26 protein-coding genes, 1 tRNA gene and 1 pseudogene are annotated in these 26429 nt (G+C 65.6%); 3 read left to right on the forward strand and 25 right to left on the reverse strand.

Going from position 1 to position 26429, the window contains the following annotated elements:
• Positions 1-198: 198 nt before the first annotated feature.
• The 23 genes from QE399_RS20145 to QE399_RS20255 form a co-directional block, all read right to left on the reverse strand.
• The gene (locus QE399_RS20145) at positions 199-723 is read right to left on the reverse strand and encodes a DUF1178 family protein (protein WP_309831652.1); all 525 of its coding nucleotides are present in this window, start codon (positions 721-723) and stop codon (positions 199-201) included.
• Between the two features lie 80 nt (positions 724-803).
• The gene (locus QE399_RS20150) at positions 804-1112 is read right to left on the reverse strand and encodes a DUF2818 family protein (RefSeq protein ID WP_309831654.1); all 309 of its coding nucleotides are present in this window, start codon (positions 1110-1112) and stop codon (positions 804-806) included.
• A 40-nt stretch (positions 1113-1152) separates the two neighbouring features.
• Positions 1153-2646 carry an NADH-quinone oxidoreductase subunit NuoN gene (gene nuoN, locus QE399_RS20155; RefSeq protein ID WP_309831656.1) on the reverse strand — a complete coding sequence of 498 codons (1494 nt, stop codon included), beginning with the start codon at positions 2644-2646 and terminating at the stop codon, positions 1153-1155.
• A 24-nt stretch (positions 2647-2670) separates the two neighbouring features.
• Complete coding sequence (locus QE399_RS20160) at positions 2671-4146, reverse strand: NADH-quinone oxidoreductase subunit M (protein WP_309831657.1); 1476 nt, start codon at positions 4144-4146, stop codon at positions 2671-2673.
• Positions 4147-4162: 16 nt separating this feature from the next.
• A complete protein-coding gene (gene nuoL / locus QE399_RS20165; protein ID WP_309831659.1) occupies positions 4163-6202 on the reverse strand; it encodes an NADH-quinone oxidoreductase subunit L in 2040 nt (679 codons plus the stop codon).
• Between the two features lie 31 nt (positions 6203-6233).
• The gene (gene nuoK / locus QE399_RS20170) at positions 6234-6542 is read right to left on the reverse strand and encodes an NADH-quinone oxidoreductase subunit NuoK (protein ID WP_309831661.1); all 309 of its coding nucleotides are present in this window, start codon (positions 6540-6542) and stop codon (positions 6234-6236) included.
• Positions 6539-7207 (reverse strand): NADH-quinone oxidoreductase subunit J, encoded by a 669-nt coding sequence (locus QE399_RS20175; RefSeq protein WP_309831663.1) that lies wholly within the window; start codon positions 7205-7207, stop codon positions 6539-6541. Before QE399_RS20175 ends, nuoK begins: the two co-directional genes overlap by 4 nt.
• A 46-nt stretch (positions 7208-7253) precedes the next feature.
• On the reverse strand, positions 7254-7766 hold the full coding sequence (nuoI, locus tag QE399_RS20180) for an NADH-quinone oxidoreductase subunit NuoI (RefSeq protein ID WP_309831665.1): 513 nt from the start codon (positions 7764-7766) through the stop codon (positions 7254-7256).
• 12 nt (positions 7767-7778) lie between these two features.
• Positions 7779-8855 (reverse strand): NADH-quinone oxidoreductase subunit NuoH, encoded by a 1077-nt coding sequence (nuoH, locus tag QE399_RS20185; RefSeq protein WP_309831666.1) that lies wholly within the window; start codon positions 8853-8855, stop codon positions 7779-7781.
• Positions 8852-10993 carry an NADH-quinone oxidoreductase subunit NuoG gene (nuoG, locus tag QE399_RS20190; RefSeq protein WP_309831668.1) on the reverse strand — a complete coding sequence of 714 codons (2142 nt, stop codon included), beginning with the start codon at positions 10991-10993 and terminating at the stop codon, positions 8852-8854. Before nuoG ends, nuoH begins: the two co-directional genes overlap by 4 nt.
• A 15-nt stretch (positions 10994-11008) precedes the next feature.
• Complete coding sequence (gene nuoF / locus QE399_RS20195) at positions 11009-12364, reverse strand: NADH-quinone oxidoreductase subunit NuoF (protein WP_309831670.1); 1356 nt, start codon at positions 12362-12364, stop codon at positions 11009-11011.
• On the reverse strand, positions 12361-12852 hold the full coding sequence (gene nuoE, locus QE399_RS20200; RefSeq protein ID WP_309831671.1) for an NADH-quinone oxidoreductase subunit NuoE: 492 nt from the start codon (positions 12850-12852) through the stop codon (positions 12361-12363). Before nuoE ends, nuoF begins: the two co-directional genes overlap by 4 nt.
• Positions 12849-14102: an NADH-quinone oxidoreductase subunit D gene (locus QE399_RS20205; RefSeq protein WP_309831673.1), complete on the reverse strand. Its 1254-nt coding sequence runs from the start codon at positions 14100-14102 to the stop codon at positions 12849-12851. Before QE399_RS20205 ends, nuoE begins: the two co-directional genes overlap by 4 nt.
• 26 nt (positions 14103-14128) lie before the next feature.
• On the reverse strand, positions 14129-14737 hold the full coding sequence (locus tag QE399_RS20210) for an NADH-quinone oxidoreductase subunit C (RefSeq protein ID WP_309832211.1): 609 nt from the start codon (positions 14735-14737) through the stop codon (positions 14129-14131).
• A 10-nt stretch (positions 14738-14747) separates the two neighbouring features.
• On the reverse strand, positions 14748-15227 hold the full coding sequence (locus QE399_RS20215) for a NuoB/complex I 20 kDa subunit family protein (protein WP_309831676.1): 480 nt from the start codon (positions 15225-15227) through the stop codon (positions 14748-14750).
• 24 nt (positions 15228-15251) lie between these two features.
• Positions 15252-15611 (reverse strand): NADH-quinone oxidoreductase subunit A, encoded by a 360-nt coding sequence (locus QE399_RS20220; protein WP_309831677.1) that lies wholly within the window; start codon positions 15609-15611, stop codon positions 15252-15254.
• 74 nt (positions 15612-15685) lie between these two features.
• Positions 15686-15770, reverse strand: a tRNA-Leu gene (locus QE399_RS20225).
• A gap of 114 nt (positions 15771-15884) precedes the next feature.
• The gene (gene secG, locus QE399_RS20230) at positions 15885-16280 is read right to left on the reverse strand and encodes a preprotein translocase subunit SecG (protein WP_309831679.1); all 396 of its coding nucleotides are present in this window, start codon (positions 16278-16280) and stop codon (positions 15885-15887) included.
• 41 nt (positions 16281-16321) lie between these two features.
• Positions 16322-17065: a triose-phosphate isomerase gene (tpiA, locus tag QE399_RS20235; RefSeq protein WP_309831680.1), complete on the reverse strand. Its 744-nt coding sequence runs from the start codon at positions 17063-17065 to the stop codon at positions 16322-16324.
• Complete coding sequence (locus QE399_RS20240) at positions 17062-18066, reverse strand: NAD(P)H-quinone oxidoreductase (RefSeq protein WP_309831682.1); 1005 nt, start codon at positions 18064-18066, stop codon at positions 17062-17064. Before QE399_RS20240 ends, tpiA begins: the two co-directional genes overlap by 4 nt.
• Before the next feature lie 79 nt (positions 18067-18145).
• Complete coding sequence (gene pnp / locus QE399_RS20245) at positions 18146-20434, reverse strand: polyribonucleotide nucleotidyltransferase (RefSeq protein ID WP_309831684.1); 2289 nt, start codon at positions 20432-20434, stop codon at positions 18146-18148.
• A 216-nt stretch (positions 20435-20650) separates the two neighbouring features.
• Positions 20651-20917 carry a 30S ribosomal protein S15 gene (gene rpsO / locus QE399_RS20250; RefSeq protein ID WP_309831686.1) on the reverse strand — a complete coding sequence of 89 codons (267 nt, stop codon included), beginning with the start codon at positions 20915-20917 and terminating at the stop codon, positions 20651-20653.
• 127 nt (positions 20918-21044) lie between these two features.
• Complete coding sequence (locus QE399_RS20255) at positions 21045-22202, reverse strand: pyridoxal phosphate-dependent aminotransferase (RefSeq protein ID WP_309831688.1); 1158 nt, start codon at positions 22200-22202, stop codon at positions 21045-21047.
• Between the two features lie 114 nt (positions 22203-22316).
• Here QE399_RS20255 and QE399_RS20260 point away from each other — a divergent pair, with 114 nt between their 5' ends.
• Positions 22317-22610 carry a hypothetical protein gene (locus QE399_RS20260; protein ID WP_309831690.1) on the forward strand — a complete coding sequence of 98 codons (294 nt, stop codon included), beginning with the start codon at positions 22317-22319 and terminating at the stop codon, positions 22608-22610.
• Between the two features lie 63 nt (positions 22611-22673).
• Here QE399_RS20260 and QE399_RS20265 read toward each other — a convergent pair.
• Positions 22674-23619 (reverse strand): annotated as a pseudogene (locus QE399_RS20265) (2-hydroxyacid dehydrogenase).
• Positions 23620-23846: 227 nt separating this feature from the next.
• On the opposite strand from QE399_RS20265, the gene QE399_RS20270 reads away from it, so the two are divergent.
• Complete coding sequence (locus QE399_RS20270; RefSeq protein ID WP_309831693.1) at positions 23847-24770, forward strand: alpha/beta hydrolase; 924 nt, start codon at positions 23847-23849, stop codon at positions 24768-24770.
• 53 nt (positions 24771-24823) lie between these two features.
• Here QE399_RS20270 and QE399_RS20275 read toward each other — a convergent pair whose 3' ends face one another.
• Positions 24824-25210, reverse strand: coding sequence for a winged helix-turn-helix transcriptional regulator (locus QE399_RS20275; RefSeq protein WP_309832213.1), 387 nt, complete (start codon positions 25208-25210; stop codon positions 24824-24826).
• A 204-nt stretch (positions 25211-25414) separates the two neighbouring features.
• Here QE399_RS20275 and QE399_RS20280 point away from each other — a divergent pair, with 204 nt between their 5' ends.
• Positions 25415-26287, forward strand: a complete 873-nt coding sequence (locus QE399_RS20280) for an SDR family oxidoreductase (RefSeq protein WP_309831694.1) — start codon at positions 25415-25417, stop codon at positions 26285-26287.
• The last annotated feature ends 142 nt before the right edge of the window (positions 26288-26429 follow it).

Genomic DNA, 26429 nt, shown 5'->3' on the forward strand with positions numbered 1-26429 from the left:
TCAGCGTTGCACGCATGCCGCTACAGAGATAAGAGCAGCTTGCGCAAGACGCACGCGGCTTTCAAAGCCAAAACCTATCAGAATCCTTAACTGGCAAGCGCATTCAGCTCCTCTTTCAGGAGTGAACATCCGAAACTCCAACGACGCCCGCGCCCGCAGGGCCAGCCGTCGCCATGGGGTGCGCTGCGGCCGACGCGCCTACTGCAGCGTTTCCTTGGCCGATTCCGGCAGCAGCAAGGGCAGGACGGCCACGCCCTCTTCCAGCAGCTCGGCCGTCTCCTGCGGAGTGGCCTGGCCGCGGATAGCGCGCTCCTCCGATTCGCCGTAGTGGATGCGACGCGCTTCCTGCGCAAACCGCGAACCGACGTCTTCGGTGTGGGCGACGATGTGGCGCGCCAGTTGCAGCCAGGCGGCCTGCAACCGGGGATCGGGCAGCGGGCCGGCGGGCACGACCGCCGAGCCCGGGTCCGATAGGGCGGCATGGGGCGCGGGATACGCAACGCCCTTTTCCGATCCGGAGGGAACGTCCGTTCCCGCGGCCCGGGCCGGAGCCTGAGCGCCGAAGTTCAACCGGGGCGCACTGAGCCCCTTGCGGATCTGGCTGGAGCCGCACAGGGGGCACTGCACCAGGCCGCGGCCCAGTTGGCTCTGGAAGTCGTCCTCGGACCCGAACCATCCCTCGAAGGCATGGTCGTGCGCACAGAAGAGATCGAGGACTTTCATGGAACGTTGCGGGTCAGGCCGCGCAAGGTCTTGAAGGGGATGCAGCCGGGTTCCACCACCACCGAGGTGAACCGCTTCGATCAGCCCTTGCGGCGCAGCAGATAGCGGTACACGAACCCCGGGAAGGCCAGAGTCACGAACAGGGTGCCGGTCACCGCGTAGAACTCCCAGCCCTGGGGCGCGATCTGCCCCGCGCGGCGCTCCAGCAGCAAGGCCAGCGCGCCGACCACGAAGTACAGCACCACCAGTTCCAGCAGCCGGCCAGGCAGCGGCTTGCGCTGGCTCGGGGCCTGCGGACCGACGGCGAACCAGCGCTGGTTGATGAACGGCAGATTGGCGGCCACCAGGGCGGCCACGATCACGAGCCAGATCGATGCGGTCTGCGACATGCGGATAGGGGCGCGGCAGCGTTGGGGTTGCGGCCTGCGGTCAGGTCGCCAGCGCGCGGACGATGGCCTCGGCGCACAGCGACATCAGCCCGCCGGGCACGATGCCCAGGATCAGCACCAGGGCGCCGTTCACCGTCAGCACCATGCGCACGTCCAGGGGCGCGGACACGCTGGTCGCCGTCAGCGGCGCGTCGAAGTACATCACCTTGACCACGCGCAGATAGTAGAAGGCGCCGATCAGCGACATGATCACGGCGAACACTGCCAGGGCGATGTACAGCCCCTGACCGGAAGCCACGAGCGCCTGCAGCACGGCCAGCTTGGCATAGAAGCCCACCAGCGGCGGAATGCCGGCCATGGAGAACAAGCACACGGCCATCACGCCGGCGTACAGCGGGCTGCGCTGGTTCAGGCCGGCCAAGTCGGAGATTTCTTCGCTCTCGAAGCCTTCGCGTGCCAGCAGCAGGATCACGCCGAACGAGGCCAGCGTGGTCAGCACGTAGGTCACCACGTAGAACATGGCGGAGCTGTAGGCGTTCTCGACGGCGTTGGCATCCACGTTGCCGTTGATCACGCCCGACAGCAAGCCCAGCAGCACGAAGCCCATCTGCGAGATGGTCGAGTAGGCCAGCATGCGCTTGAGGTTGGTCTGCATGATGGCCGCGAGGTTGCCGACCAGCAGCGAGCCGATGGCCAGGACGGCGAGCATCTGCTGCCAGTCGATCGCCAGGGGCAGCAGGCCGTCCACCAGCAGGCGGATGGTCATGGCGAAGGCAGCCAGCTTGGGCGCGCCGCCGACGATCAGCGTGATGGCCGTGGGAGCGCCTTGGTAGACGTCGGGAATCCACATGTGGAAGGGCACGACACCCAGCTTGAAAGCGAGGCCGGCCACCACGAACACCAGGCCGAACACGAGCACCTGGTGGCGGATCTGGCCCGCGTTGATGGCCTTGAACACCTGGCCGATGTCGAGCGAGCCGGTGGCGCCGTAGAGCATCGACAGGCCGTACAGCAGGAAACCGCTGGCCATGGCGCCGAGCACGAAGTACTTCATGGCGGCTTCGGTGGCGGTGGCGTTGTCGCGCCGCAGGGCCACCAGGGCGTAGCTGGACAGCGTCAGCAGTTCCAGGCCCAGGTAGATGATCAGGAAGTTGTTGCCCGAGATCATGATGAACATGCCCAGGAGCGCAAACATCGACAGCGTGAAGAACTCGCCGCCGCGCAGCATGTCGCGGTCGCCCGCATACGGACGGCCGTAGACGAGCGTGACCATCATGGCGACCGTGGCGAAGCACTTGAGCCAGTTGCCCATGGCATCGCTGACCACCATGTTGCCCCAGCCGTAGAACGTGCTGCCGCTGTTGGCGTACATCGCCTGCAACACGGCCACCACGGCCAGGGTGAGCATCGTCAGCACATAGGTGCCGGTGCGTTGGGCGCTCTTGACGCCCAGGTCGACCAGGGCGATCACGCAGGCCATGACCAGGAGCACGATCTCAGGGTAGATCGCCAGCCAGCTGATGTTGTCAATCATCTCGTCTCTCTCAGTTCAGTCTGGTCATTGGAGCTTGGACACGGCCACGTGCTTGAGCAGCTCAGCCACCGACACGTCCATCACATCGGTGAACGGACGGGGGTACAGGCCCATGTACAGCACGGCGATGGCCAGGATCGCCATGACCAGGAATTCACGGCTGCCGATGTCCGTCAGCTCCTTCACATGGTCGTTGGCAACGGGGCCCAGGTACACGCGCTTGTACATCCACAGCGTGTAGGCCGCGCCGAAGATCAGCGCCGTGGCAGCGGCCATGCCGATCCAGAAGTTGGCCTGCACGGCACCCAGGATCACCATCCACTCGCCCACGAAACCAGCGGTGCCCGGCAGGCCGCAGTTGGCCATGGCGAACAGCAGCGCGAAGGCCGCGAACTTGGGCATGGTGTTGACCACGCCACCGTAGGCCGAAATCTCGCGGGAATGCACACGGTCGTACAGCACGCCGATGGACAGGAACATCGCGCCCGACACGAAGCCGTGGGCGATCATCTGCACCAGGCCGCCCGAGACGCCCAGGGGGTTGAAGATGAAGAAGCCCAGCGTCACGAAGCCCATGTGCGCCACCGACGAATACGCCACCAGCTTCTTCATGTCCTTCTGCACCATGGCGACCAGGCCCACGTAGATCACGGCGACCAGCGACAGCGCGATCATCAGCCAGGCCCACTCGCGGGCCGCATCGGGGGCGATGGGCATGGAGAAGCGCAGGAAGCCGTAGGCGCCCAGCTTCAGCATGATGGCTGCCAGCACGGCGGAACCGCCGGTCGGCGCTTCCACGTGCACGTCGGGCAGCCAGGTGTGCACCGGCCACATCGGCACCTTCACGGCGAAGGCCGCGAAGAAGGCGAAGAAGATCAGCGTCTGGGCCGTGCGCGACAGCGGGAGCTGGTGCCACGTGGCGATGTCGAAGCTGCCGCCCGACTGGTTGTACAGGTAGATGAAGGCGATCAGCGTGAGCAGCGAGCCCATCAGCGTGTACAGGAAGAACTTGAACGCCGCGTAGATCTTGTTGGGGCCGCCCCAGATGCCGATGATCAGGTACATCGGGATCAGCGTGGCCTCGAAGAACACGTAGAACAGCATGCCGTCCATGGCGGAGAACACGCCGATCATCAGGCCCGACAGGATCAGGAACGCGCCCATGTACTGGTTCACGCGCTCGGTGATCGACTCCCACGAAGCGATCACCACGATGACGGTGATGAAGGCCGTGAGCGGCACGAACCAGAACGAGATGCCGTCCACACCCAGGTGGTAGTGGACGTTGAAGCGCTCGATCCACAGCGCCTTCTCCACGAACTGCGCCGCCGCGGTCGTGTTGTCGAAACCGCCGTACAGCGGCAAGGTCACGGCGAGGCCGATCAGGGCACCGACCAGTGCCAGCCAGCGCACCGTACGCGCCTGGTCGTCACGGCCGAATGCCAGCAGCAGGGCACCGAAAGCGATCGGCGTCCAGATGGCAAGACTCAACAAACCCATTTTTCTTGTCCCTCTACTACTTGTTGAGCCACACGAAGTACGTCATGAGCGCGAAGATGCCCAGGATCATGACCAGCGCGTAGTGGAAGATGTAGCCCGACTGGAACCAGCGCACCACGCCGGCGATGCGGCCGATGAGCTTCCAGGAGCCGTTCACCAGCAGACCGTCGATCACGGCCTGGTCGCCGCCCTTCCACAGGCCGGTGCCGAGGGCACGCGAGCCGCGGGCGAAGATGTTTTCGTACACCCAGTCCACGCCGTACTTGCCTTCCAGCGCCTGGTAGATGCCGACCTTCTGCATCGCCGCCTTGATGGCAGCGGGCACCTGGGGCATGACCATGTAGAACAGGTAGGACACCACCACGCCCGCCAGAGCCAGCCAGAACGGCGCAGCCGTGAACCCGTGCAGCGCCATCGGCACCCAGCCGTGGATCTTCTCGGCCAGCTCGGCCATGGCGCCGTGCTTGGCACCGTCCACGAAGATCACGCCCTTGAAGAAGTCGCCGAACAGCATGGGCATCAGCGCAATGGCGCCGATCACCACGGAGGGGATGGCCAGCAGCATCAGCGGGCCGGTCACGACCAGCGGCGACTCGTGCGGCTTGGCATCGTGGCCATGGCCGTGGTGGTCATCGTGCCCATGGTGATCGTCGTGGTGCGCGTCCGGGTTCTGGTCGTAGCGTTCCTTGCCATGGAAGACGATGAAGTACAGGCGGAACGAATAGAACGCCGTGATGAACACGCCGGCCAGCACCGCGAAGTTTGCGAAGCCCGCGCCAGGCAGGTTGGTCGCATGCACCGCCTCGATGATGGCGTCCTTGGAATAGAAGCCCGAGAAGAACGGCGTGCCGATCAGCGCCAGGTTGCCCAGCAGGAAGGTGATCCAGGTGATGGGCATGTACTTGCGCACGCCGCCCATCCAGCGGATGTCCTGGTTGTGATGCATGCCCATGATGACGGAACCGGCGCCGAGGAATAGCAGGGCCTTGAAGAAGGCGTGCGTCATCAGGTGGAACACGGCCACCGAGTAGGCGGATGCGCCCAGCGCCACGGTCATGTAGCCCAGCTGCGACAGCGTGGAATACGCAATCACGCGCTTGATGTCGTTCTGGATGATGCCCAGCACGCCCATGAACAGCGCCGTGATGGAGCCGATGATCAGGATGAAGCTCAGCGCCGTGTCCGACAGCTCATAGAGCGGCGACATGCGCGAGACCATGAAGATGCCGGCCGTCACCATGGTGGCGGCGTGGATCAGCGCGGAGATGGGGGTCGGGCCTTCCATCGAATCCGGCAGCCAGGCGTGCAGCGGGAACTGGGCGGACTTGCCCATGGCACCGATGAACAGGCAGATGGCGGTCACGGTGACCAGCAGCCAGCCGGTACCCGGGAGCAGCGTGTTCTGGATCTCGGGCAGCTTGGCGAAGATCTCGCCGTAGTTCATCGTGCCGGTGTAGGCAGCGATCAGGCCAATGCCCAGGATGAAGCCGAAGTCGCCCACGCGGTTGACCAGGAAAGCCTTCATGTTGGCGAAGATGGCCGACGGCTTGTTGTAGTAGAAGCCGATCAGCAGGTACGACACCAGGCCCACGGCTTCCCAGCCGAAGAACAGCTGCAGCAGGTTGTTGCTCATCACGAGCATCAGCATGGAGAAGGTGAACAGCGAGATGTACGAGAAGAAACGGTTGTAGCCGTCGTCTTCCTGCATGTAGCCGATGGTGTAGATGTGCACCATCAACGACACGAAGGTCACCACGCACATCATCATGGCCGTGATGCTATCGATCAGGAAGCCGACTTCCATCTTCAGGCCGCCCACCACCATCCAGGTGTAGATGGATTGGTCGAAGCGTGCGCCGTCGAAGATGACACTGTGGAAGGTGTAGGCCGACAGCACGAAGGCGATCAGCACGCCCAGGATCGTCAGGGAGTGGCTGCCGCCACGGCCGATCTTGTTGCCACCGAACGCGGTGCCCCAGATACCCGCGAGCGCGGAGCCCACCAGCGGTGCCAGCGGCACCGCCAGGAGCATGGATGCAGAAAGGGTTTGACTCATTCTTGAGAACCTTGCTTGTGTCTGGCGACCATCAACCCTTGAGGGTGTTGAGGTCTTCCGCGTTGATGCTGGACTTGTTGCGGAACAGCAGAACCAGGATGGCCAGCCCGATGGCGGATTCGGCCGCCGCCACGGTCAGGATGAAGAACACGAACACCTGCCCGTGCATGTCGCCCAGGTAGTGGGAGAACGCCACGAAGTTCATGTTCACGGCCAGCAGCATCAGCTCGATGGCCATGAGCAGGACGATGAGGTTCTTGCGGTTCAGGAAGATACCGATCACGGCCAGGGCGAACAGCATCGCGCCCAGCGAAAGATAGTGGCCCAGCGTCAGGGTCATGGCTTCTTCTCCTCAACGGGGGCGGCAGGAGCCACCTCTTCGGCAGGCTTCTGCGTCACGGCAACCTTCACCATGGCGACACGGTCGCTGGCACGCACGCGGATCTGCTGGGACGGGTTGATGGCCTTGGAGTCCTTGCGCTGGCGCAGCGTCAGCGCGATGGCGGCGATCATGGCCACCAGCAGGATCACGGCAGCGATCTCCACGGGATACAGGTACTCGGTGTACAGCAGCACACCCAGCGCCTTGGTGTTGGAGTAAGGCACCACCTGGCCGGCAGCGTCCACCATCGTGGCCACGGCCTTCGGTTCGTCCATGCCGCGGAAACCACCCATCAGCACCGCCGCCATTTCCAGGGCGATCAGCGCACCGATGAAGGCAGCCAGCGGGAAGTGCTTCCAGAACCCCCGCCGCACGGTGTCGATGTGGATGTCCAGCATCATCACCACGAAGAGGAACAGCACCATCACGGCCCCCAGGTACACAAGCACCAGGGCGATGGCGAGAAATTCGGCCTTGAGAAGCAGCCAGATGGCCGCAGCTTGGGAGAAGGCGAGAATCAGATGCAGCACGGCATGCACGGGATTGCGTGCCGTGATGACCCGGAAGGCTGCGTAGAGCAGCACAACCGAGAACAGATAGAAGAAACCGGTCTTGGCGTCCATGAATCGGGTCTTTGGTAAGGGTCAGGCGTGGGGCGGTACCGCTGCTTCAGCGGTACTTGGCGTCCGCGGCCTTCGCTGCGGCGATTTGGGGTTCGTACTGGTCACCGACCGCCAGGAGCATGTCCTTGGTGAAGTACAGGTCACCGCGCTTCTCGCCGTGGTACTCGAAGATCTGCGTTTCGACGATGGAATCGACCGGGCAGCTTTCCTCGCAGAAGCCGCAGAAGATGCACTTGGTCAGATCGATGTCGTAGCGCGTGGTACGGCGCGATCCATCGGCACGCACGTCGGATTCGATGGTGATCGCCAGCGCCGGGCACACCGCCTCGCACAGTTTGCAGGCGATGCAGCGCTCCTCGCCGTTCTCATAGCGGCGCAGGGCATGCAGACCGCGGAAGCGCGGCGACAGCGGCGTCTTTTCTTCAGGGAACTGCACCGTCACCTTGCGGCGAAACGCGTAGCGCCCCGTCAGGGCCATGCCCTTGACCAGCTCCACCAGCATGAAGCTCTTGAAGAAATCCTTGACCGAAAAAGAAGATGCAGCAGCAACAGCAGCCATGGTTGTCCCCGCTTAATTCCAGATGTTCCAGGGCGAATGCAGCCAGGCGCCCACGATAAGCAGCCACACGAGCGTGACCGGAATGAAGATCTTCCAACCCAGGCGCATGATCTGGTCATAGCGGAAGCGCGGGAAGGTCGCGCGGATCCAGATGAACATGGACACGACCACGAAGGTCTTGATGCCCAGCCAGATCCAGCCTGGGATGAAGCCCAGGAACTCGACCGGCGCCTGCCAGCCGCCCAGGAACATGATCACCGCCAGGATGGACACCAGCCACATGCTGGCGTACTCGGCCAGGAAGAAGACCGCGAAGCCCATGCCCGAGTACTCGACCATGTGGCCGGCCACGATTTCGGCTTCGCCTTCCACCACGTCGAACGGGTGGCGGTTGGTTTCCGCCACGCCCGAGATCAGGTAGACGATGAAGATGGGCAACAGCGGCAGCCAGTTCCACGACAGGAAGTTCAGGCCCATGGCCGCCATCGTGCCCTGCCCCTGGCTGGCCACGATCTCGGTCAGGTTCATGCTGCCGGACACCATGATGACAACCAGGAAGCAGAAGCCCATGGCGATTTCATAGCTCACCATCTGAGCGGACGCACGCAGCGCACCCAGGAAGGCGTACTTCGAGTTGGACGCCCAGCCGGCGATGATCACGCCGTACACCTCGATGGAGGTGATGGCCATGATCAGCAGCAGGCCGGCATTCACGTTGGCCAGCACGGTCTCGGGGCCGAAGGGAATCGCGACCCATGCGGCCAGCGCCGGCATGATCGCCATCAGCGGGCCGAGAACGAACAAGCCCTTGCTGGCGGCAGCCGGCTGGATGATTTCCTTGGTCAGCAGCTTCAGGCCGTCGGCCAGAGGCTGCAGCAGACCGAACGGGCCCACGCGGTTGGGGCCATGGCGCACTTGCATGAAGCCCAGCAGCTTGCGCTCCCACAGCGTGAGGTAGGCCACGGCCCCCATCAGCGGCGCAACGATCGCGACGATCTTGATCAGGTTCCAGAGCACGGGCCAGACGGCACCCGTCCACCATGTCGCGGCGAACAGGTTGAGGCCGCCGTTGTACAGCGCGTCGATCATGCGGCGACTCCTTCCGCAGCCGCCAGGCGGGCATCAGCGGTCAGCTGCAGCGAGGTCGCACGGCGCACCAGGCTGTCCAGTTGGTAAATACTGGCAACCACCGGGGCCGCCACGTTGCCGGAACCCTGCGTCACCGCGGCGTTCGTGGCGTTGCTCAGACGCTCGGCAGGGATTTGCGCCACAGGGGCACCTGCCGCCGCGCCGGTAGCCTTGGCGAGCACGTCCTGCGAGCTCTCGAAATCCATGCCTTGCAGGCCCAGCAGATTGCCGAGCACGCGCAGCACCTTCCAGGCAGGACGGGCATCACCGAGAGGCTTGACCACGGCGTGGAAGCTCTGCACCCGGCCTTCGGCGTTGACGAAAGTGCCGGAGGTTTCCGAGAAGGGAGCGATGGGCAACAGCACGTCGCTGAAGGCCATGTTGGCCTTGAACGGGCTCAGCGTCACCACCATGTCCGCCTGCGACAGTGCCGCAGCGGCGCCTTCGCCGGCCGCAGAGTCGTACACGGGCTCGGTGTTGAGCAGCAGGGCCGCCTTCAGGCCGCCCGCCAGCATCTGGCCAGCATTCTGGCCGCCCTGCCGAGGCAAGGCACCCACGAACTGCGCGCCGACGGTGTTGGCCGCCTCGGTGAGATAGCCCACGCTGGCGCCGGTCTGCGCGCCGATCCACTGCGCCAGGGCCAGCAGGCTGGAGGCCTCGGCATGGTGCGCCGCGGCATTGCCCAGCACGATGGCCTTGCGCTCGCCGGCCAGCAGGCTGTCGGCCACGGCCCGGGCACTGTCACCCACCGTCGCCACATTCACGGGAGCCGTCACGCCACGGGCTGCGCCCACGGCCGCAGCCACCTCGGCCAGCGCGGCATTCCAGCCACCGGCCGGTGCCACGATGGACTGCGCCACCGGCATCGCCCAGTCGTACGACTGGGCGTTGATGGCATGCACCGCGCCGCCCTTGCGGGCCGCCTGGCGGATGCGCTGCGCGAACAGCGGATGGTCCTTGCGCAGATTGGAACCGACGACCAGCACCGACTGCAGCGCAGACAGCGAGGCAATGGAAGTGCCCAGCCAGCGCACGCCATCGGCAGCGGCAAACTCGGCGTTGCGCAGGCGGTAGTCGATGTTGTCGCTGCCCAGACCGCGCACCAGGGCACCGGCCAGGAAGAGCTCTTCCAGCGTGCTGTGCGGGCTGACCAGCGCACCGATGGCGGCAGCGCCGTGCTCGCTCTTCACGCCCTGCAAGCCATTGGCCACATACTCTAGCGCGGTCTGCCAGTCCACTTCCTTCCACTCGCCGCCCTGCTTGAGCATGGGGCGCGTCAGGCGGTCCTGGCCGTTGAGCGCCTCATAGGAGAAGCGGTCACGGTCGGCGATCCAGCACTCGTTCACGTCTTCGTTCTCGAACGGAACGACGCGCATCACCTGGTGGTTCTTCACCTGGACGATGAGGTTGGCACCCGTCGAGTCGTGCGGGCTCACCGACTTGCGGCGCGACAGCTCCCACGTGCGGGCGCTGTAGCGGAATGGCTTGCTCGTGAGCGCGCCCACCGGGCAGATGTCGATCATGTTGCCCGACAGCTCGGAATCGACCGTGTCGCCCACGACCGTGGTGATCTCCGAATGTTCGCCGCGGTGGATCATGCCCAGCTCCATGACGCCGGCCACTTCCTGACCAAAGCGCACGCAGCGGGTGCAATGGATGCAGCGGCTCATCTCTTCCATGGAGATCAGCGGACCCACGTCCTTGTGGAACACGACGCGCTTTTCTTCCTCATAACGGGAAGAAGAGCCGCCGTAGCCCACGGCCAGGTCCTGCAGCTGGCATTCGCCGCCCTGGTCGCAGATGGGGCAATCCAGCGGGTGATTGATCAGCAGGAATTCCATGACCGACTGCTGGGCCTTGATGGCCTTGTCGCTCTTGGTGCGCACGATCATGCCTTGCGTCACGGGCGTGGCGCAGGCGGGCATGGGCTTGGGAGCTTTCTCCACGTCCACCAGGCACATGCGGCAGTTGGCGGCGATGGAAAGCTTCTTGTGATAGCAGAAATGGGGAATGTAGGTGCCGGCCTTCTCGGCTGCATGCATCACCATGCAGCCTTCAGCGACTTCTACCTTCTGCCCGTCCAGTTCGATTTCAACCATATGCGTCTCTCGCGATCAGGCCGAGGCAGAAGCCTGAGGGGTCTTGTTCTGGATCAGCGCTTCGAACTCGGGGCGGAAGTGCTTGATCATGGCGCGCACCGGCATCGCCGCTGCGTCGCCCAGGGCGCAGATCGTGCGCCCCTGGATGTTGTCGGCCACCGAGTTCAGCAGGTCCAGGTCACCCTGGCGGCCTTCGCCGTGCTGAATGCGGTCGATCACCCGCCACATCCAGCCCGTACCTTCACGGCAAGGCGTGCATTGGCCGCAGGATTCGTGCGAGTAGAAGTACGACAGGCGCAGCAGGCTCTCGACCATGCTGCGGGAGTCATCCATCACGATCACGGCACCAGAACCCAGCATGGAGCCGGCCTTGGCGATGGAGTCGTAGTCCATCGTGCATTCCATGATGATGGACGCTGGCAGCACCGGGGCAGACGACCCGCCAGGGATCACGGCCTTGAGCTGGCGGCCCTTGCGCACGCCGCCGGCGAGCTCCAGCAGCTTGGCGAACGGTGTGCCCAGAGGCACTTCGTAGTTGCCGGGCTTTTCGACATCGCCGGAGACCGAGAAGATCTTGGTGCCGCCGTTGTTGGGTTTGCCACACTCCAGGTAGGCAGCACCGCCATTGCGGATGATCCACGGCACGGCCGCGAAGGTCTCGGTGTTGTTGATCGTCGTGGGCTTGCCGTACAGGCCGAAGCTGGCCGGGAACGGCGGCTTGAAGCGCGGCTGGCCCTTCTTGCCTTCCAGCGATTCGAGCAGAGCCGTTTCTTCGCCGCAGATGTAGGCGCCGAAGCCGTGGGCCGCGTGCAGCTGGAAGCTGAAGCTGCTGCCCAGGATCTTGTCGCCCAGGTAGCCCGCAGCGCGTGCTTCTTCCAGCGCTTCTTCGAAGCGGTCGTAGGTCTGGAAGATTTCGCCGTGGATGTAGTTGTAGCCCACGGAGATGCCCATCGCGTAGGCCGCGATGATCATGCCTTCGATGACGATGTGCGGGTTGAACTGCAGGATGTCGCGGTCCTTGCAGGTACCCGGCTCGCCTTCGTCCGAGTTGCACACCAGGTATTTCTGACCCGGGAACGAGCGGGGCATGAAGCTCCACTTGAGGCCCGTGGGAAAACCTGCGCCGCCGCGGCCACGCAGGCCGGATTCCTTGACCGTCGCGATGACCTGGTCCTGTGTCAGCGGTTCGCCGCCGTCAGTTCCCAGGATCTTGCGCAGCGCAGCGTAGCCGCCGCGCGCTTCGTAGTCCTTGATGCTCCAGTTCGTGCCGTCCAGGCCCGCATAGATCTGCGGGTTGATGTGCCGGTCATGGAAGCAGGTCTGGACGCCCGTGGCCTGGAACTGCGAGAGGATCTGTGCAGCGGTGGTCATGCTTGCCCTTCCGCAGCCTTGAGGCCATCGACGAGCTGGTCGAGCTTGTCGTTGTCCATGAAGCTGCACATCGTGCGGTCGTTGACCAGCATGACCGGCGCGTCGGCGCAGGCGCCCAGGCATTCGCACTGCTGGAGCGTGAACAGGCCATCGGCCGTCGTTTCGCCCATGGCGATGCCGAGCTTCTTCTCCAGGTGGTGGAGCGCCTTCTGGCCGTCACGCAGCTGGCACGGCAGGTTGGTACAGACGTTGAGCTTGTACTTGCCTGTCGGACGCTGGTTGTACATGTTGTAGAACGTCGTGACTTCATGCACGGCGATCTGCGGCATGCCGAGGTACTCGGCGATCACATGCTCGCTCTCGGCGCTGACCCAACCCTGCTCCTGCTGCACGATGGACAGGCAGGCCATCACGGCAGATTGCTTCTGCTCGGGGGGGTACTTGGCCACTTCGCGCGCAAAGCGCGCCTTGGTCGCTTCGGTAATCATCGGTCAATCTCTCCGAACACGATATCCATGGTGCCGATGATGGCCACGGCGTCGGCAATCATGTGCCCCCGGGCCATCTCGTCGAGCGTCGCCAGGTGAGCGAATCCGGGCGCACGGATCTTCAGGCGGTACGGCTTGTTCGCGCCATCGCTCACCAGATAGATGCCGAACTCGCCCTTTGGATGCTCGACAGCCGCATAGGCCTCGCCCTCGGGCACACGGAAACCTTCCGTGAAGAGCTTGAAATGGTGGATCAGCTCTTCCATGTTGGACTTCATGGACTCGCGCGAAGGCGGGGCCACCTTGTGGTTGTCCGTGATCACCGGGCCGGGATTGGCGCGCAGCCAGTCCACGCACTGCTTGATGATGCGGTTGGACTCCCGCATTTCCTGCACGCGCACCAAATAACGGTCGTAGCAGTCGCCGGTCTTGCCCACGGGAATGTCGAAATCCACGCGGTCATAGGCATCGTAGGGCTGCTTCTTGCGCAGGTCCCAGGCGATGCCGGAACCACGGATCATGGGACCCGTCATGCCCAGGTTCAGCGCGCGTTCCGGCGTCACCACACCGATACCGACCGTGCGCTGCTTCCAGATGCGGTTGTCCGTGAGTAGCGTCTCGTATTCATCCACGCACTTGGGAAAGCGCTGCGTGAAATCGTCGATGAAGTCCAGCATGGAACCGCTGCGGTTCTGGTTCAAGGCCTCGATGGCCTTGGCATTGCGGATCTTGTTGACCGTGTACTGCGGCATGCTGTCCGGCAGGTCGCGGTACACCCCGCCCGGACGGAAGTACGCCGCGTGCATGCGCGCGCCGGAGACGGCTTCGTACATGTCGAACAGGTCTTCGCGTTCGCGGAACGTGTAGATCAGGATGGTCGAGCTGCCGCAGTCGTTGCCGTGCGAGCCCAGCCACATCAGGTGGTTCAGCAGGCGTGTGATCTCGGAGAACATCACGCGGATGTACTGAGCCCGCAGCGGCACGTCGATGCCCAACAGCTTCTCGATGGCCAAGCAGTAGGCGTGCTCGTTGCACATCATCGAGACGTAGTCCAGACGGTCCATGTAGGGCAGCGACTGGATGTAGGTCTTGTGCTCCGCGAGCTTTTCCGTCGCGCGATGCAACAGGCCGATATGCGGGTCGGCGCGTTGGACGACTTCGCCGTCCAGCTCAAGCACCAGACGCAACACGCCGTGTGCTGCAGGATGCTGGGGACCGAAGTTGAGGGAGTAGTTCTTGATTTCAGCCATGGTGGATCACTGGGCGCCGGAGCACCTCAGTGCAGGCCTCCGTACTTGTCTTCGCGGATGATGCGCGGGGTCACCTCGCGCGGCTCGATGGTCACCGGCTCATAGATCACCCGGCGCTGCTCGGCGTCGTAGCGCATCTCGACATGACCCGACAGCGGGAAGTCCTTGCGGAAGGGGTGGCCGATGAAACCGTAGTCGGTCAGGATGCGTCGCAGATCGTTGTGGCCGTCGAACACGATGCCGAACAGGTCGAACGCTTCGCGCTCGTACCAGTTGGCGGAGTTCCACAGGTCGGAGACCGAAGCCACCACCGGAAGATCGTCGTCCGGACAGAAGACCTTGACGCGCACGCGCTGGTTCAGACTCACCGACAGCAGGTGGGAGACGACGGCATAGCGCGCGCCCTCCACCCCCACCTCGCCGTAGGACGAATAATCCACGCCGCACAGATCGACGAGTTGCTCGAACTGGCAGCCGGGCGCATCGCGCAGCGTGTGCATGGCGGAGAGATAGTCGGCGGCGGACACCACGACGGTCACTTCGTCCAGCGCCAGCGTGATCTGACGGACCTTGTCGCCGAGCGCGGCGGCAATCGCGTCCCGAAGGGCTTCGGGACGAATGGCAATAGCAGTCATCATCAACCCCTCAGACCCGAGCGATGGTATTGGTGCGGCGGATCTTCTGCTGCAGCTGGATGATGCCGTAGAGCAGTGCCTCGGCCGTGGGCGGACAGCCCGGGACATAGACATCGACCGGCACGATGCGGTCACAGCCGCGCACCACGGAATAGCTGTAGTGGTAGTAGCCGCCGCCGTTGGCGCACGACCCCATGGACAGCACCCAGCGCGGTTCGGACATCTGGTCGTACACCTTGCGCAGGGCTGGCGCCATCTTGTTGCACAGCGTGCCGGCCACGATCATCAGATCGGACTGACGGGGGCTGGCGCGGAACACTTCGGCGCCGAAGCGGCCGATGTCATAGCGCGCGGCAGCAGCGTGCATCATCTCGACGGCACAGCAAGCCAGGCCGAACGTCATGGGCCAGAGGGAGCCGGTCTTGGCCCAGTTCACCACCGCGTCGTAGCTGGTGGTGACGAAGCCTTCCTTCATCACGCCTTCAATCATCGTGTCATTCCTTTTTCTGGCCGATCATTCCCAATCCAGCGCACCCTTTTTCCACTCGTAGGCAAAGCCCACGACCAGGATGGCGAGAAAGATCACGACGGCAACGAACCCCGCCAATCCCACCTCTTGCAGCGACACAGCCCAAGGGAAGAGGAAGGCGATTTCCAGATCGAAAAGAATGAAGAGGATGGCGACGAGGTAGTAGCGCACATCGAACTTCATGCGCGCATCTTCAAAGGCTTCGAAGCCACACTCGTAGGGAGAATTCTTGGCCGCATCCGGGCGGTTGGGACCGAGGAAATAGCCCAGTGCCAGAGGAACGACGCCGACACCGATGCCGACCAAGATAAACAGAAGGACGGGGAGGTATTGATCGAGGTTCATCTGGAGGATGTGTCACCGCTGAGACCACCCTCCGCATGCCCCGAACGGGACACGAGAGGGCAATCTTTTTATATTGGTGCCGTCGGCGAGACTCGAACTCGCACAGCTTTCGCCACTACCCCCTCAAGATAGCGTGTCTACCAATTTCACCACGACGGCTGTTTTGTGCATCTGGATGGCATGAGGACCCGAAGGTTTTGGCTTTCCAGACAATCCGTGATTCTACTCCGGAAATACCCCGAGGTCGAAGGCGCCGGGGTAAATCGGATCAGTTTATTTGGTCGGGATTTGCGCGGCTCCAGAGGCCGGCTGCGCAGGTGCCGGAGGCACGGCCGACGAGACATCGGGGGCCGGCACGGAGGCTGCTGGAGCAGCGCCTGCAGGCACCGCAGCAGCCGGGCCTTCGAGCACGCTGCCGGTGCTGGCCGGGCGGACGTTGCCGAAGTAGGCCAAGGCCAGCGTCGCCACGAAGAACACCGCAGCCAGGACGGCCGTGGTGCGCGACAGGAAGTTGGCACTGCCGCTGGCGCCGAACAGGCTGCCGGAACTGCCACTGCCGAAGGCGGCACCCATGTCCGCCCCCTTGCCATGCTGGATCAGGATCAGGCCGATCATGGCCAGGGCGGTCAGCATCTGCACTGCCAGAATCACGTTCACTACTGCGTTCATTCTCGAATCACTCCTGATGTAATTGCTTGCCTGCGGTCCGCTCAAGCGGCCGCAGCGATGATCTGTAGAAAGTCGGCGGCCTTCAGCGAAGCGCCTCCCACCAGGCCGCCGTCGATGTCCGGCTGGGCCAGCAGTTGCGCGGCATTGGCCGCATTCATGCTGCCGCCGTACAGCAGCGGAATCCGGTCGGCCTTCTCGCTGGCGGCAGCCAGCTGCGCACGCAGCACGGCATGGACCAGTTGGGCCTGCTCCGGCGTGGCAGTGCGGCCCGTGCCGATGGCCCAGACCGGCTCGTACGCCACCACGATTTCGCTGATGCAATGGCCGTTGAGGTGAATCACCGCCGCCAGCTGACGCTTGACCACGGTCTCGGTCTCCCCCGCCTCGCGCTCCGCCAGGGTCTCGCCCACGCACACGATGGGCGCGACACCCGCGGCCAGGGCGCGCTGCGCCTTGGCTGCGACGACGTCGTCGGTTTCGCCGTGGTACTGGCGCCGCTCGGAATGGCCGACCAGCGCGTAGCGCACCCCGAATTCGCGCAGCATCGTCGCCGACACCTCGCCGGTGAAGGCGCCCGATTCATGCTGCGACACGTCCTGCGCCGCCACGGCGATGGAGGTGCCCGCGGCCAGCGCCTGCACCTGTGCAAGATAGGGCGCCGGCACGGCCACGGCCACGTCGCACGCAGGCTGGCCCAGGCCATCACGCAGCGCCGTCAGCAAGGCCTCGTTGGCGGCCAGGCCGCCGTTCATCTTCCAATTGCCGGCAATGAGTTTCTTTTTCATGCTGTCCACGTCAAAACAATCTTGCCAATGTGCTGATTCGACTCCATGAGCGTATGCGCCTGGGCCGCCTCGGAAGCAGGAAAGGTGCTGTGGATAACCGGGCGCACCGCACCCGATGTCAGCAGCGGCCAGACCTGTTCGCGCAGCGCCTGCGCAATCGCGCCCTTGAAGGCCACGGGACGCGGCCGCAGGGTCGAGCCCGTGATCACCAGCCGGCGGCGCAGCACCAGGCCGGCGTTGAAGTCCGACTTCACGCCGCCCTGCACCGCAATGATCACCAGCCGGCCATCCTCGGCCAGGCATTCGACATCACGGGCCACATAGTCGCCCGCGACCATGTCGAGCACCACGTCCACCCCCCTGCGCTGCGTGATGCGCTGCACTTCGGCAACGAAATCCTGGGTCTTGTAGTTGATCGCATGGTGCGCGCCCAGCGCCAGGCAGGCGGCGCATTTGTCGTCGCTGCCCGCCGTGACGATCACCGTGGCGCCGCGTGCGCGTGCCAGCTGTATCGCCGTCACGCCGATGCCGCTGCTGCCGCCCTGCACCAGCAGGGTCTCTCCCGCCTGCAGGCGGCCGCGGTCGAAGACATTGCTCCAGACGGTGAAGAACGTCTCCGGCAGCGAAGCCGCTTCGACGTCGCTCAGTCCGGCAGGCACTGGAAGGCACTGCGCCACCGGTGCGACGCACCACTCGGCATAGCCGCCACCAGCCAGCAACGCGCAGACCCGGTCGCCCACGCGCAGGCCCGCCTGGGCCATGGCGTCGGCGTCACCGGATTCGATCACGCCAGAGACTTCTAGGCCGGGCAGGTCGGAAGCACCGGGCGGCGGAGCGTAATGCCCCTTGCGCTGCAGCACGTCAGGGCGGTTGATGCCACTGGCCGCGACACGGATCAGCAGCTCGCCCACGCCCGGCACGGGCACGGGCCGCTCGCCCAGCCGCAGACCTTCCGGAGGACCGAAGTCGGCGATTTCGACAGCACGCATGGTACGGTTCATGGCGATCAGCTTGAATACAAGCAAAAAAGGCTTCCAGCGCCCGCAGGGCAAGCGCCGGAAGCTCTCATTTCAATAGCAATCAGCCGTTGTTGCGGTTGTTGCCGTCGTTGTCGCCGTTGCGGGCGGCGCCCGCATCGACGCCAGCGGCCGCAGCCGGAGCCGCCTGCTCGTGGCGGCCACCGTCACGACGCTCGCCGCGATCACCACCACGGTCGCCACGGTCACCGCGATCGGAACGCTCGCTGCGCTCAGGACGGCCACCGTATTCGCCGGCGGGGCGCTCGGTCAGGGCCTTCATGGACAGCTTGACGCGGCCCTTCTCGTCCGTCTCCAGCACCTTGACCTTGACGATCTGGCCTTCGGACAGGTAGTCGGTGACCTTCTCCACGCGCTCGTGGGCGATCTGGCTGATGTGCAGCAGGCCGTCCTTGCCGGGCAGCAGGTTGATCAGTGCGCCGAAGTCCAGGATCTTGACCACGGGGCCTTCGTAGATCTTGCCGATCTCGACTTCGGCCGTGATCTGCTCGATGCGCTGCTTCGCGACCTCGGCCTTCTCGGCATCGGTCGCGGCGATGGTGATCGTGCCGTCTTCCTCGATGTTGATCTGGCAGCCGGTCTCTTCGGTCAGCGCACGGATCACGGCGCCGCCCTTGCCGATCACGTCGCGGATCTTCTCGGGGTTGATCTTCATCGTGTACAGCTTGGGCGCGAAGCTGGACACCTCGGTCTTGGCTTCGCCCATGGCCTCCTGCATCTTGCCCAGGATGTGCATGCGCGCTTCCTTGGCCTGGGCCAGGGCGACCTGCATGATTTCCTTGGTGATGCCCTGGATCTTGATGTCCATCTGCAGGGCGGTGATGCCGTTGGTCGTGCCGGCCACCTTGAAGTCCATGTCGCCCAGGTGATCTTCGTCACCCAGGATGTCGGTCAGCACGGCGAAGCGGTTGTCTTCCTTGATCAGGCCCATGGCGATGCCGGCCACGTGGGCCTTCATCGGCACGCCGGCGTCCATCATCGACAGGCAGCCGCCGCAGACCGAAGCCATGGACGAAGAGCCGTTCGATTCGGTGATTTCCGACACCACGCGGATGGTGTAGGGGAATTCTTCCTTGGTCGGCAGCACGGCGACGAGCGCGCGCTTGGCCAGGCGGCCGTGGCCGATCTCGCGGCGCTTGGTGGAGCCCATGCGACCCACTTCGCCGGTGGCGAAGGGAGGCATGTTGTAGTGGAACATGAAGCGGTCTTCGAACTCGCCGGCCAGCGCGTCGATGCGCTGCGCGTCGCGCTCGGTGCCCAGCGTGGAGACCACCAGGGCCTGCGTCTCGCCGCGCGTGAACAGGGCGGAGCCGTGCGTGCGGGGCAGCACGGAGTTGCGGATCTCGATGGGACGCACGGTGCGCGTGTCGCGGCCGTCGATGCGGGGCTCGCCGGCCAGGATCTGGCTGCGGACGATCTTGGATTCGATGGCGAACAGCAGGTCGCTCACCTTGCCGGCGTCGAAGGCTTCGCCGCTGGCCTTGAGGGCTTCCATCACGCTGGCGTTGGCTTCGCGCAGGGCCTGCGTGCGGGCTTGCTTGCTGCGGATCTGGTAGACGGCGCGCAGCTTGTCTTCAGCCAGGCCCTTGACCTTGGCGACGAAGGCTTCGTCTTCGGCGGGCGCTTGCCAGTCCCACACGGGCTTGCCGGCGTCGCGCACCAGTTCATGGATGGCGTTGATGGCGATGTTGGCCTGCTCGTGGCCGAACACCACGCCACCCAGCATGATTTCTTCGCTGAGCTGCTGGGCTTCGGATTCGACCATCAGCACGGCGGCTTCGGTGCCGGCGACGACCAGGTCCATCTGCGAGTTCTTGCGGGCGGTCTGGCCGGGGTTCAGCACGTACTCGCCGTTGATGTAGCCCACGCGCGCAGCGCCAATGGGGCCGGCGAACGGGATACCGGAAATGGCCAGGGCAGCGCTCACGCCGATCATGGCGGCGATGTCGGCATCGACTTCAGGGTTGAGCGACACGGTGTGGACCACCACGTGCACTTCGTTCAGGAAGCCTTCGGGAAACAGCGGGCGGATCGGACGGTCGATCAGGCGGCTGGTCAGCGTTTCGTGTTCGCTGGGCTTGGCTTCGCGCTTGAAGAAGCTGCCCGGGATCTTGCCGGCGGCATAGGTCTTCTCGATGTAGTCCACCGTCAGGGGGAAGAAGTCTTGGCCGGGCTTGGCCGACTTGGAGGCCGCCACGGTGGCAAGGATGACGGTGCCGTCGATCTCGACCAGCACGGCGCCGTTGGCCTGGCGGGCGATTTCGCCGGTTTCCATGACGACGGTCTTGTCGCCCCATTGGAAGGACTTCGTGACTTTGTTGAAGATGGTCATGTTGACTCCTTTTGCTTCGGTTTTAATAGCTGACTCCGCAGAACCAGCAAGGGCCGGAGGCAATTCAGAACACGATGCCATTCCAGTGGACCTGGCGCCTCCCCGGTGGGGAACAGGGCCATTGGAATGACACAGCTTCGCTCTGCTTTTGCGACTCCGAAGTAAAAAACGCCTGAGCTAGCGTGCTAACCCAGGCGTTTCGGCATGCGAATGCGCTTACTTGCGCAGACCCAGCTTGGCGATCAGCGCCGTGTAACGGTCAGCGTCCTTGGCCTTCAGGTAGTCCAGCAGCTTGCGGCGGCGGCTCACCATGCGCAGCAAGCCGCGGCGACCGTGGTGGTCCTTGGCGTGTTGCTTGAAGTGGGGGGTCAGCTCGTTGATACGGGCCGTCAGCAGGGCCACTTGGACTTCCGGGCTACCGGTGTCGTTGGCTGCACGGGCGTTGGCCTTGACGACTTCGGCCTTGACGGTGGATGCGATCATTTGGTTTTTCCTTTGAATGCAGGGCCGGCGGATGCCACACGTGCGTGCGGCGCAGCCCCTGGTTTTACTTGCGCTGGCGGCTGGAACGGCCACCGGCGTGCGTCTTGCACCATGCAAAACCCCGCGATTATAGCCCGAGCCAGTTTTTGAGCCGGTTCACTCCCAGCACCAGGCGCTGCGGATCCTGGGACGCGAAGCACCAGCGCAGCCAGCCCTGGGCCTCGTCGCCGAAGGCGTTGCCGGGGGCCAGCCCGAGGCCGGCCTCGGCCACCAGGCGCTTGGCGACTTCCAGCGAATCCCCCTGCCCCGCCAGGCGGAAGAAGGCGTACATGCCGCCCTTGGCGGACGAGACATCCACCCCGGGAAGCGCCTGCAGCAGCGTCACCAGGGTGTCGCGGCAGGCGCGCATGTGGGCGACGACGCGGGGCGTGATCTCGGCCTCGTGCTGCAGGGCCGCAATGCCGGCCCGCTGGGTGAACACGCTGACGCAGGAGGTATTGAACTCCACCAGTTTGCCCATGTGCGGCGTCATCGAGGGCGGCATCACCAGCCAGCCCAGGCGCCAGCCGGTCATGAGGAAGCTCTTGGAGAAGCTGTGCGCAACGACCAGGCGGTCCCCGGGCGCGGCGATATCGAGGAAGCTCGGGGCGCAGTCCCGCGGGGTGGGCTCGTAGTAGAGCCGCTCATAGACCTCATCAGCCAGGATCCAGGTGCCCGTGCGCCGGCAGTGGTCCAGGATGGCGCGCTGCTCGGCGGCCGACAGCGTCCAGCCGGTGGGGTTGTTGGGGGCGTTGACGACCAGCAGCCGGGTCGAGGGGCCGATGGCGGCCAGCAGTTCGTCCAGGTCCAGCGCCCAGGCGCCATCGGACTGGGGCCGCAGGGCCACGCAGCGCAGGTGCGCACCCATCACCAGCGGCTGGGCCGTGAGGTTGGGCCAGACCGGGGTGACGGCCACGACCTCGTCGCCGGCGTCGATCAGCGCCTGCATGGCCAGCATGAGGGCGTTGACGCCGCCGGAGGTCACGGCCAGCCGGTCCACGCCCACGTCGCCGTGCAGGCGGCTCATATAGGCGCTGAGGTGCTCCCGCAGTTCGGACAGGCCTAGGTTGTGCGAATAAAAGGTCTCGCCGCGCTGCAGCGAAGCCGCGGCCGCCTCGCGGATGGCGGCGGGCGTGACCTCGTCGCTTTCGCCGAACCAGAACGGCAGCACGTCGCTGCGCCCCATGCCGGCGTTGGCCACCTCGCGAATCTTGGACTCTTGCAGGGAAATCAGGGCATTGCGCATGGAGCGTCACCAAAAGGGAGAGGAAACACGGAACAAGCGGGGTCCGCCACCCGCGCGACTGGCGCTCGCGGATGCGGCCGCCTATAGTGGGCCGGCAAAAATGGAGGGCACATCATGAACCATTCCCCAAGTCTGCGCCGCCTGCACTCCCGTCTGCCCGGTCTGGCGGCGCTGTGCGCCGCGCTGGCCTTCACGCTGGGGACGGCAGCCACGGCCCATGCAGCCGGCGGGCCATCTGCCACCACCGCGTCGCCGACCGCGGCGAAGAAGAAAACCAGCAAGGCGGTGCGGATCAAGAACAATCAGAACCACTCGGGCGAAACCACCGCCGAGCGGGACCGCCGCCTGTACCGCGAATGCAAGGGGCTGCCCAACGCGGGTGCCTGCCGCGGCTACACGCAGCGGTAAGCGGCGAGGGATCTGCCACCGGGAGGGTGGCGCCCCGCGCACGGGTGTCGGCCCTCCCGGCGGTCAGGCCACCGGCGAGACGACCCCGCGGCCGCTGAAGTGGCCCTCGGCGTTGGCCATGAAGCGGTCGACGCTGGCCTGCACGGCCTCCGGCGACCAGCCGGCCACGTGCGGGGTGATGAGCAGGTTGTCCAGCCCGATCAGTTCCTGCGGCGCAGCCGGCTCGCTTTCGTACACGTCCAGCCCCGCGGCGGCGATGCGGTGCTCGGCCAGCGCTGCGGCCAGGGCCGCCGTGTCCACCACGCTGCCGCGGGCGATGTTGACCAGGTAGCCCTGCGGGCCGAGCGCGTCGAGCACCTCGGCGTTGATGCGGTGGCGCGTGGCCGGCCCGCCGCGGCGTGGCGCAGACCAGCACGTCGCACCACGTGGCCAGCGCCTCCAGGCTGTCGAAATATTGGTGGTCCACGCCTTCGCGCGGATTGCGGTTGTGGTAGCCGATGGCCATGTCGAAGCCCGCCGCGCGGCGTGCGATCTTCTGGCCGATCGTCCCCAGGCCGAAGATGCCCAGCTTCTTGCCCGAGACATTGGGCGGCAGGCCGATGGCGTCGCGCCAGACGCCCTCGCGGCACAGGCGGTCCAGCGGGCGCAGGCCGCGCACGATGGCGATCAGCAGGCCGAAGGCGTGGTCGGCCACGCAGTCGTCGTTGGTGCCCGCGCCGTTGGCCACGACGATGCCGCGCGCGCGGGCGGCGTCCAGGGCGATGTTCTCGTAGCCGGCGCCCAGGGCGCAGACCAGTTCCAGCGCCGGCATCATGGCGATCTCCTGGGCCGTCAGCCCCGTGGAGCCGATGGTCAGCACCGCGCGGAAACGCTCGCCCTGGGTGGCGATGGCCGCCGTGCGTTCCGCCGCGGTGGAGGCATAGACCAGGTCATAAACGGCGGATATCTGCGCCTGGTGCAGAGGCGACACGCTGTGGAGGACGAGCAAGGGGATTTTGGGAGAGGTCACGGCGGAGTTTCTTGAGTGCTTCAAAAGATATAGCTACCTGCGCTTATCCATCAAGCGCTGGAGGCCAAAAACGGCACCAAACGCAAAAGGGGACCGAGGCGGCTGCACGGGCGCGGTGCGCACCCTGCATGGTAGCCAAGCACGGAACTTGCAGCGGCTTGCGCATCGGTAAATCCCCGGGGATCGCCGCAACGAACTTTTACGGTGCTGCAGAGTCTGTTCTTCCCATGAAACGCTGGCCCCTCTTCGCCTCCCTCTCCCTCGCCATGGCGGTCACGGCGGGTTGCTCCACCCTTGATGCCAAGCAGCGGGAGTGGATTTTCCAGCCCAGCGACCGGGCCTGGGGCGGTGCGCAGATGACGGACGGCATGGAAGACGTCTGGATCGGTTTCGACTCGAACATCACCCACAAGACCGAACAGTTGCACGGCCTGTGGATGCCTGCAGAGCGCGCCGACGCTCCCGTGCTGCTGTACCTGCACGGCGCGCGTTGGAATGTCAGCGGCTCGTCGCCGCGCATCCGGCGCATGCACGCCATGGGCTTTTCCGTGCTGGCGGTGGACTACCGCGGCTTCGGGCGCAGCAGCGCCGGCCTGCCCTCGGAGTCGACCGCGCTGGAGGATGCACGCGCCGCCTGGGACTGGCTGGCCACCAAGGCGCCCGGGCGCGACCGTTACATCTTCGGCCACTCGCTCGGCGGCGCGATCGCCATCGACCTGGCCACGCAGGTGCAGGACGAGCGCGGCACCATTGTGGAAGGCACGTTCACCAACATCCCCGAAGTGGTGAGCACCTTCAAGTGGGGCTGGCTGCCCATCTCGGCGCTGATCACCCAGCGGTTCGAGTCCGCCCGCAAGGTGCGCGACATCGGCTCGCCGTTGCTCGTGGTCCACGGCAGCGAGGACCGGCTGATCCTGCCCGCTCTGGGCCGCAAGCTGTACGAGGCGGCGCAGGAGCCCAAGCGCTTCGTGATGGTGGAAGGCGGCACGCACCACAACACCAACGACCTGGGCCAGGCCCAGTACCGCGAGGCGCTGGCCGACCTGTTCGGCCTTCCGGACGGGACGGAAGCCGGCCGTGCGCCATCGCCCGCCCCGGTGGCCCGGCCCTCGTCGCGCGCCACGGCCGGCCCGGCGGGCAGCGCGGCCTAATAACGCGCTTACGATTGCCCAGGCCAGCGCACCGGCCCGGGACCCACTGCCCGTCAGCGCACGGCGCGAGGCGCAGCCGGGGCAGCCACGGCGTCCGAGCGATCCCGCGCGGCCAGGATGCCGGGCAGGTTCCCGCCGATCCAGTCCGCCAGCGCCTGCACGTGCCCGCTCACCTCGCGGCCCATCGGCGTGAGGCTGTATTCCACATGGGGCGGCACCACCGCGTAGGCCTTGCGGGCGACGAAACCGTCCCGCTCCAGGGTCTGCAGCGTCTGGGCCAGCATGCGCTCGCTCACCCCGCCCACCGTGCGGCGCAGTTCGCTGAAGCGCAGCGTGCGGTCATGCAGCGCCACCAGGATCAGCACGCCCCAGCGGCTGGTGACGTGCTGCAGGATGTCGCGCGACGGGCAGTCCGGCGTCAGCATCTCCCCACGCCGCATCAGCTCGGCGATGGACGGCACCGGTGCGGCGGCGGGGGCATCCGCTGCCGTCGCAGCGGGCTCGGCCACCGGGTCGGCCACCGCATGGCTCAGGGCGTCCGAGGCGAAGGCATCCATACACTTACCTTTTTGTTGGTACTTACGAAAAGTTTGCTCAGGCGGTATTGTGGCGCTTCTGTTCACCACCTGTCAGGACATCCGACCATGATCGTCATCACCGGCGCCTCCGGCCAACTGGGCCGCCTCGTCATCGCCTCCCTGCTCCGCCGCGGCGTGCCCGCTGCGGGCATCGTCGCCGCCGTACGCAACCCGGCCAAGGTCGCCGACCTGGCCACCCAGGGCATCGCCCTGCGCCAGGCCGACTACGCCGACCCCACCGGCTGGGACGCCGCGCTGCAAGGCGCACGCCAGGTGCTGCTGATCTCCAGCAGCGAAGTGGGCCAGCGCACCGCCCAGCACCGCACCGTGATCGAGGCTGCCCGCCGTTCGGGCGTGGACCTGATCGCCTACACCAGCGTGCTGCACGCCGACACCTCCCCCCTGGACCTGGCGCAAGAGCACCGCGAGACCGAGGCTCTGCTGAAAGATGCCGGCGTACCGCATGTGCTGCTGCGCAACGGTTGGTACACCGAGAACTACCTGGGCAGCGTGGGCGCGGCGCTGCAACACGGCGCCCTGTTCGGCAGCGCGGGCGAGGGCCGCATCGCCTCCGCAGCGCGGGCCGACTACGCCGAAGCCGCCGCCGCCGTGCTCACCGCCAGCGGCCAAGCCGGGCGCGTATACGAGCTGGCGGGCGACACGGCCTACACGCTCGCCGAGCTGGCGGCGGAGATCGCCCGCGTGGCGGGCAAGCCCGTGCCCTACCGCGACCTGCCCCAGGCCGACTACGCCCAGGCGCTGCAAGGCGTCGGCCTGCCGCCGCCCTTCGCGGCCATCATCGCGCAGTCCGACGCGGCGGCCGCCGGCGGCGCGTTGTTCGACGGCAGCGGCCAGCTCGGCCGGCTGATCGGCCGCCCCACCACGCCATGGCAGGCCCAGGTGGCCGAGGCCGTGCACGCTGCCTCAGCCGCGGCCTGAGAACCAGCACGCCCTGCGCAGCGGGGCCCAGCGGCGGCCCGCGCCACCGGCAGACAGCGCCGGCCTGCGCGCCGCCACACGCAGAGCTGCCGCCGCCACCGCACGGCCCGCGCCGTCCCGCCGCGCTGGTACGCTCGGGGGG

The sequence above is a fragment of the Paracidovorax wautersii genome (genome assembly GCF_031453675.1).
Classification (GTDB): domain Bacteria; phylum Pseudomonadota; class Gammaproteobacteria; order Burkholderiales; family Burkholderiaceae_C; genus Paracidovorax.

What these genes read in the sequence shown, in the direction of transcription:
- QE399_RS20145 (WP_309831652.1), bottom strand. Translation starts at nt 723, where the DNA reads ATGAAAGTCCTCGATCTCTTCTGTGCGCACGACCATGCCTTCGAGGGA.
- QE399_RS20150 (WP_309831654.1), bottom strand. Translation starts at nt 1,112, where the DNA reads ATGTCGCAGACCGCATCGATCTGGCTCGTGATCGTGGCCGCCCTGGTG.
- nuoN (WP_309831656.1), bottom strand. Translation starts at nt 2,646, where the DNA reads ATGATTGACAACATCAGCTGGCTGGCGATCTACCCTGAGATCGTGCTC.
- QE399_RS20160 (WP_309831657.1), bottom strand. Translation starts at nt 4,146, where the DNA reads ATGGGTTTGTTGAGTCTTGCCATCTGGACGCCGATCGCTTTCGGTGCC.
- nuoL (WP_309831659.1), bottom strand. Translation starts at nt 6,202, where the DNA reads ATGAGTCAAACCCTTTCTGCATCCATGCTCCTGGCGGTGCCGCTGGCA.
- nuoK (WP_309831661.1), bottom strand. Translation starts at nt 6,542, where the DNA reads ATGACCCTGACGCTGGGCCACTATCTTTCGCTGGGCGCGATGCTGTTC.
- QE399_RS20175 (WP_309831663.1), bottom strand. Translation starts at nt 7,207, where the DNA reads ATGGACGCCAAGACCGGTTTCTTCTATCTGTTCTCGGTTGTGCTGCTC.
- nuoI (WP_309831665.1), bottom strand. Translation starts at nt 7,766, where the DNA reads ATGGCTGCTGTTGCTGCTGCATCTTCTTTTTCGGTCAAGGATTTCTTC.
- nuoH (WP_309831666.1), bottom strand. Translation starts at nt 8,855, where the DNA reads ATGATCGACGCGCTGTACAACGGCGGCCTCAACCTGTTCGCCGCGACA.
- nuoG (WP_309831668.1), bottom strand. Translation starts at nt 10,993, where the DNA reads ATGGTTGAAATCGAACTGGACGGGCAGAAGGTAGAAGTCGCTGAAGGC.
- nuoF (WP_309831670.1), bottom strand. Translation starts at nt 12,364, where the DNA reads ATGACCACCGCTGCACAGATCCTCTCGCAGTTCCAGGCCACGGGCGTC.
- nuoE (WP_309831671.1), bottom strand. Translation starts at nt 12,852, where the DNA reads ATGATTACCGAAGCGACCAAGGCGCGCTTTGCGCGCGAAGTGGCCAAG.
- QE399_RS20205 (WP_309831673.1), bottom strand. Translation starts at nt 14,102, where the DNA reads ATGGCTGAAATCAAGAACTACTCCCTCAACTTCGGTCCCCAGCATCCT.
- QE399_RS20210 (WP_309832211.1), bottom strand. Translation starts at nt 14,737, where the DNA reads ATGACTGCTATTGCCATTCGTCCCGAAGCCCTTCGGGACGCGATTGCC.
- QE399_RS20215 (WP_309831676.1), bottom strand. Translation starts at nt 15,227, where the DNA reads ATGATTGAAGGCGTGATGAAGGAAGGCTTCGTCACCACCAGCTACGAC.
- QE399_RS20220 (WP_309831677.1), bottom strand. Translation starts at nt 15,611, where the DNA reads ATGAACCTCGATCAATACCTCCCCGTCCTTCTGTTTATCTTGGTCGGC.
- secG (WP_309831679.1), bottom strand. Translation starts at nt 16,280, where the DNA reads ATGAACGCAGTAGTGAACGTGATTCTGGCAGTGCAGATGCTGACCGCC.
- tpiA (WP_309831680.1), bottom strand. Translation starts at nt 17,065, where the DNA reads ATGAAAAAGAAACTCATTGCCGGCAATTGGAAGATGAACGGCGGCCTG.
- QE399_RS20240 (WP_309831682.1), bottom strand. Translation starts at nt 18,066, where the DNA reads ATGAACCGTACCATGCGTGCTGTCGAAATCGCCGACTTCGGTCCTCCG.
- pnp (WP_309831684.1), bottom strand. Translation starts at nt 20,434, where the DNA reads ATGACCATCTTCAACAAAGTCACGAAGTCCTTCCAATGGGGCGACAAG.
- rpsO (WP_309831686.1), bottom strand. Translation starts at nt 20,917, where the DNA reads ATGATCGCATCCACCGTCAAGGCCGAAGTCGTCAAGGCCAACGCCCGT.
- QE399_RS20255 (WP_309831688.1), bottom strand. Translation starts at nt 22,202, where the DNA reads ATGCGCAATGCCCTGATTTCCCTGCAAGAGTCCAAGATTCGCGAGGTG.
- QE399_RS20260 (WP_309831690.1), top strand. Translation starts at nt 22,317, where the DNA reads ATGAACCATTCCCCAAGTCTGCGCCGCCTGCACTCCCGTCTGCCCGGT.
- QE399_RS20270 (WP_309831693.1), top strand. Translation starts at nt 23,847, where the DNA reads ATGAAACGCTGGCCCCTCTTCGCCTCCCTCTCCCTCGCCATGGCGGTC.
- QE399_RS20275 (WP_309832213.1), bottom strand. Translation starts at nt 25,210, where the DNA reads ATGCGGCGTGGGGAGATGCTGACGCCGGACTGCCCGTCGCGCGACATC.
- QE399_RS20280 (WP_309831694.1), top strand. Translation starts at nt 25,415, where the DNA reads ATGATCGTCATCACCGGCGCCTCCGGCCAACTGGGCCGCCTCGTCATC.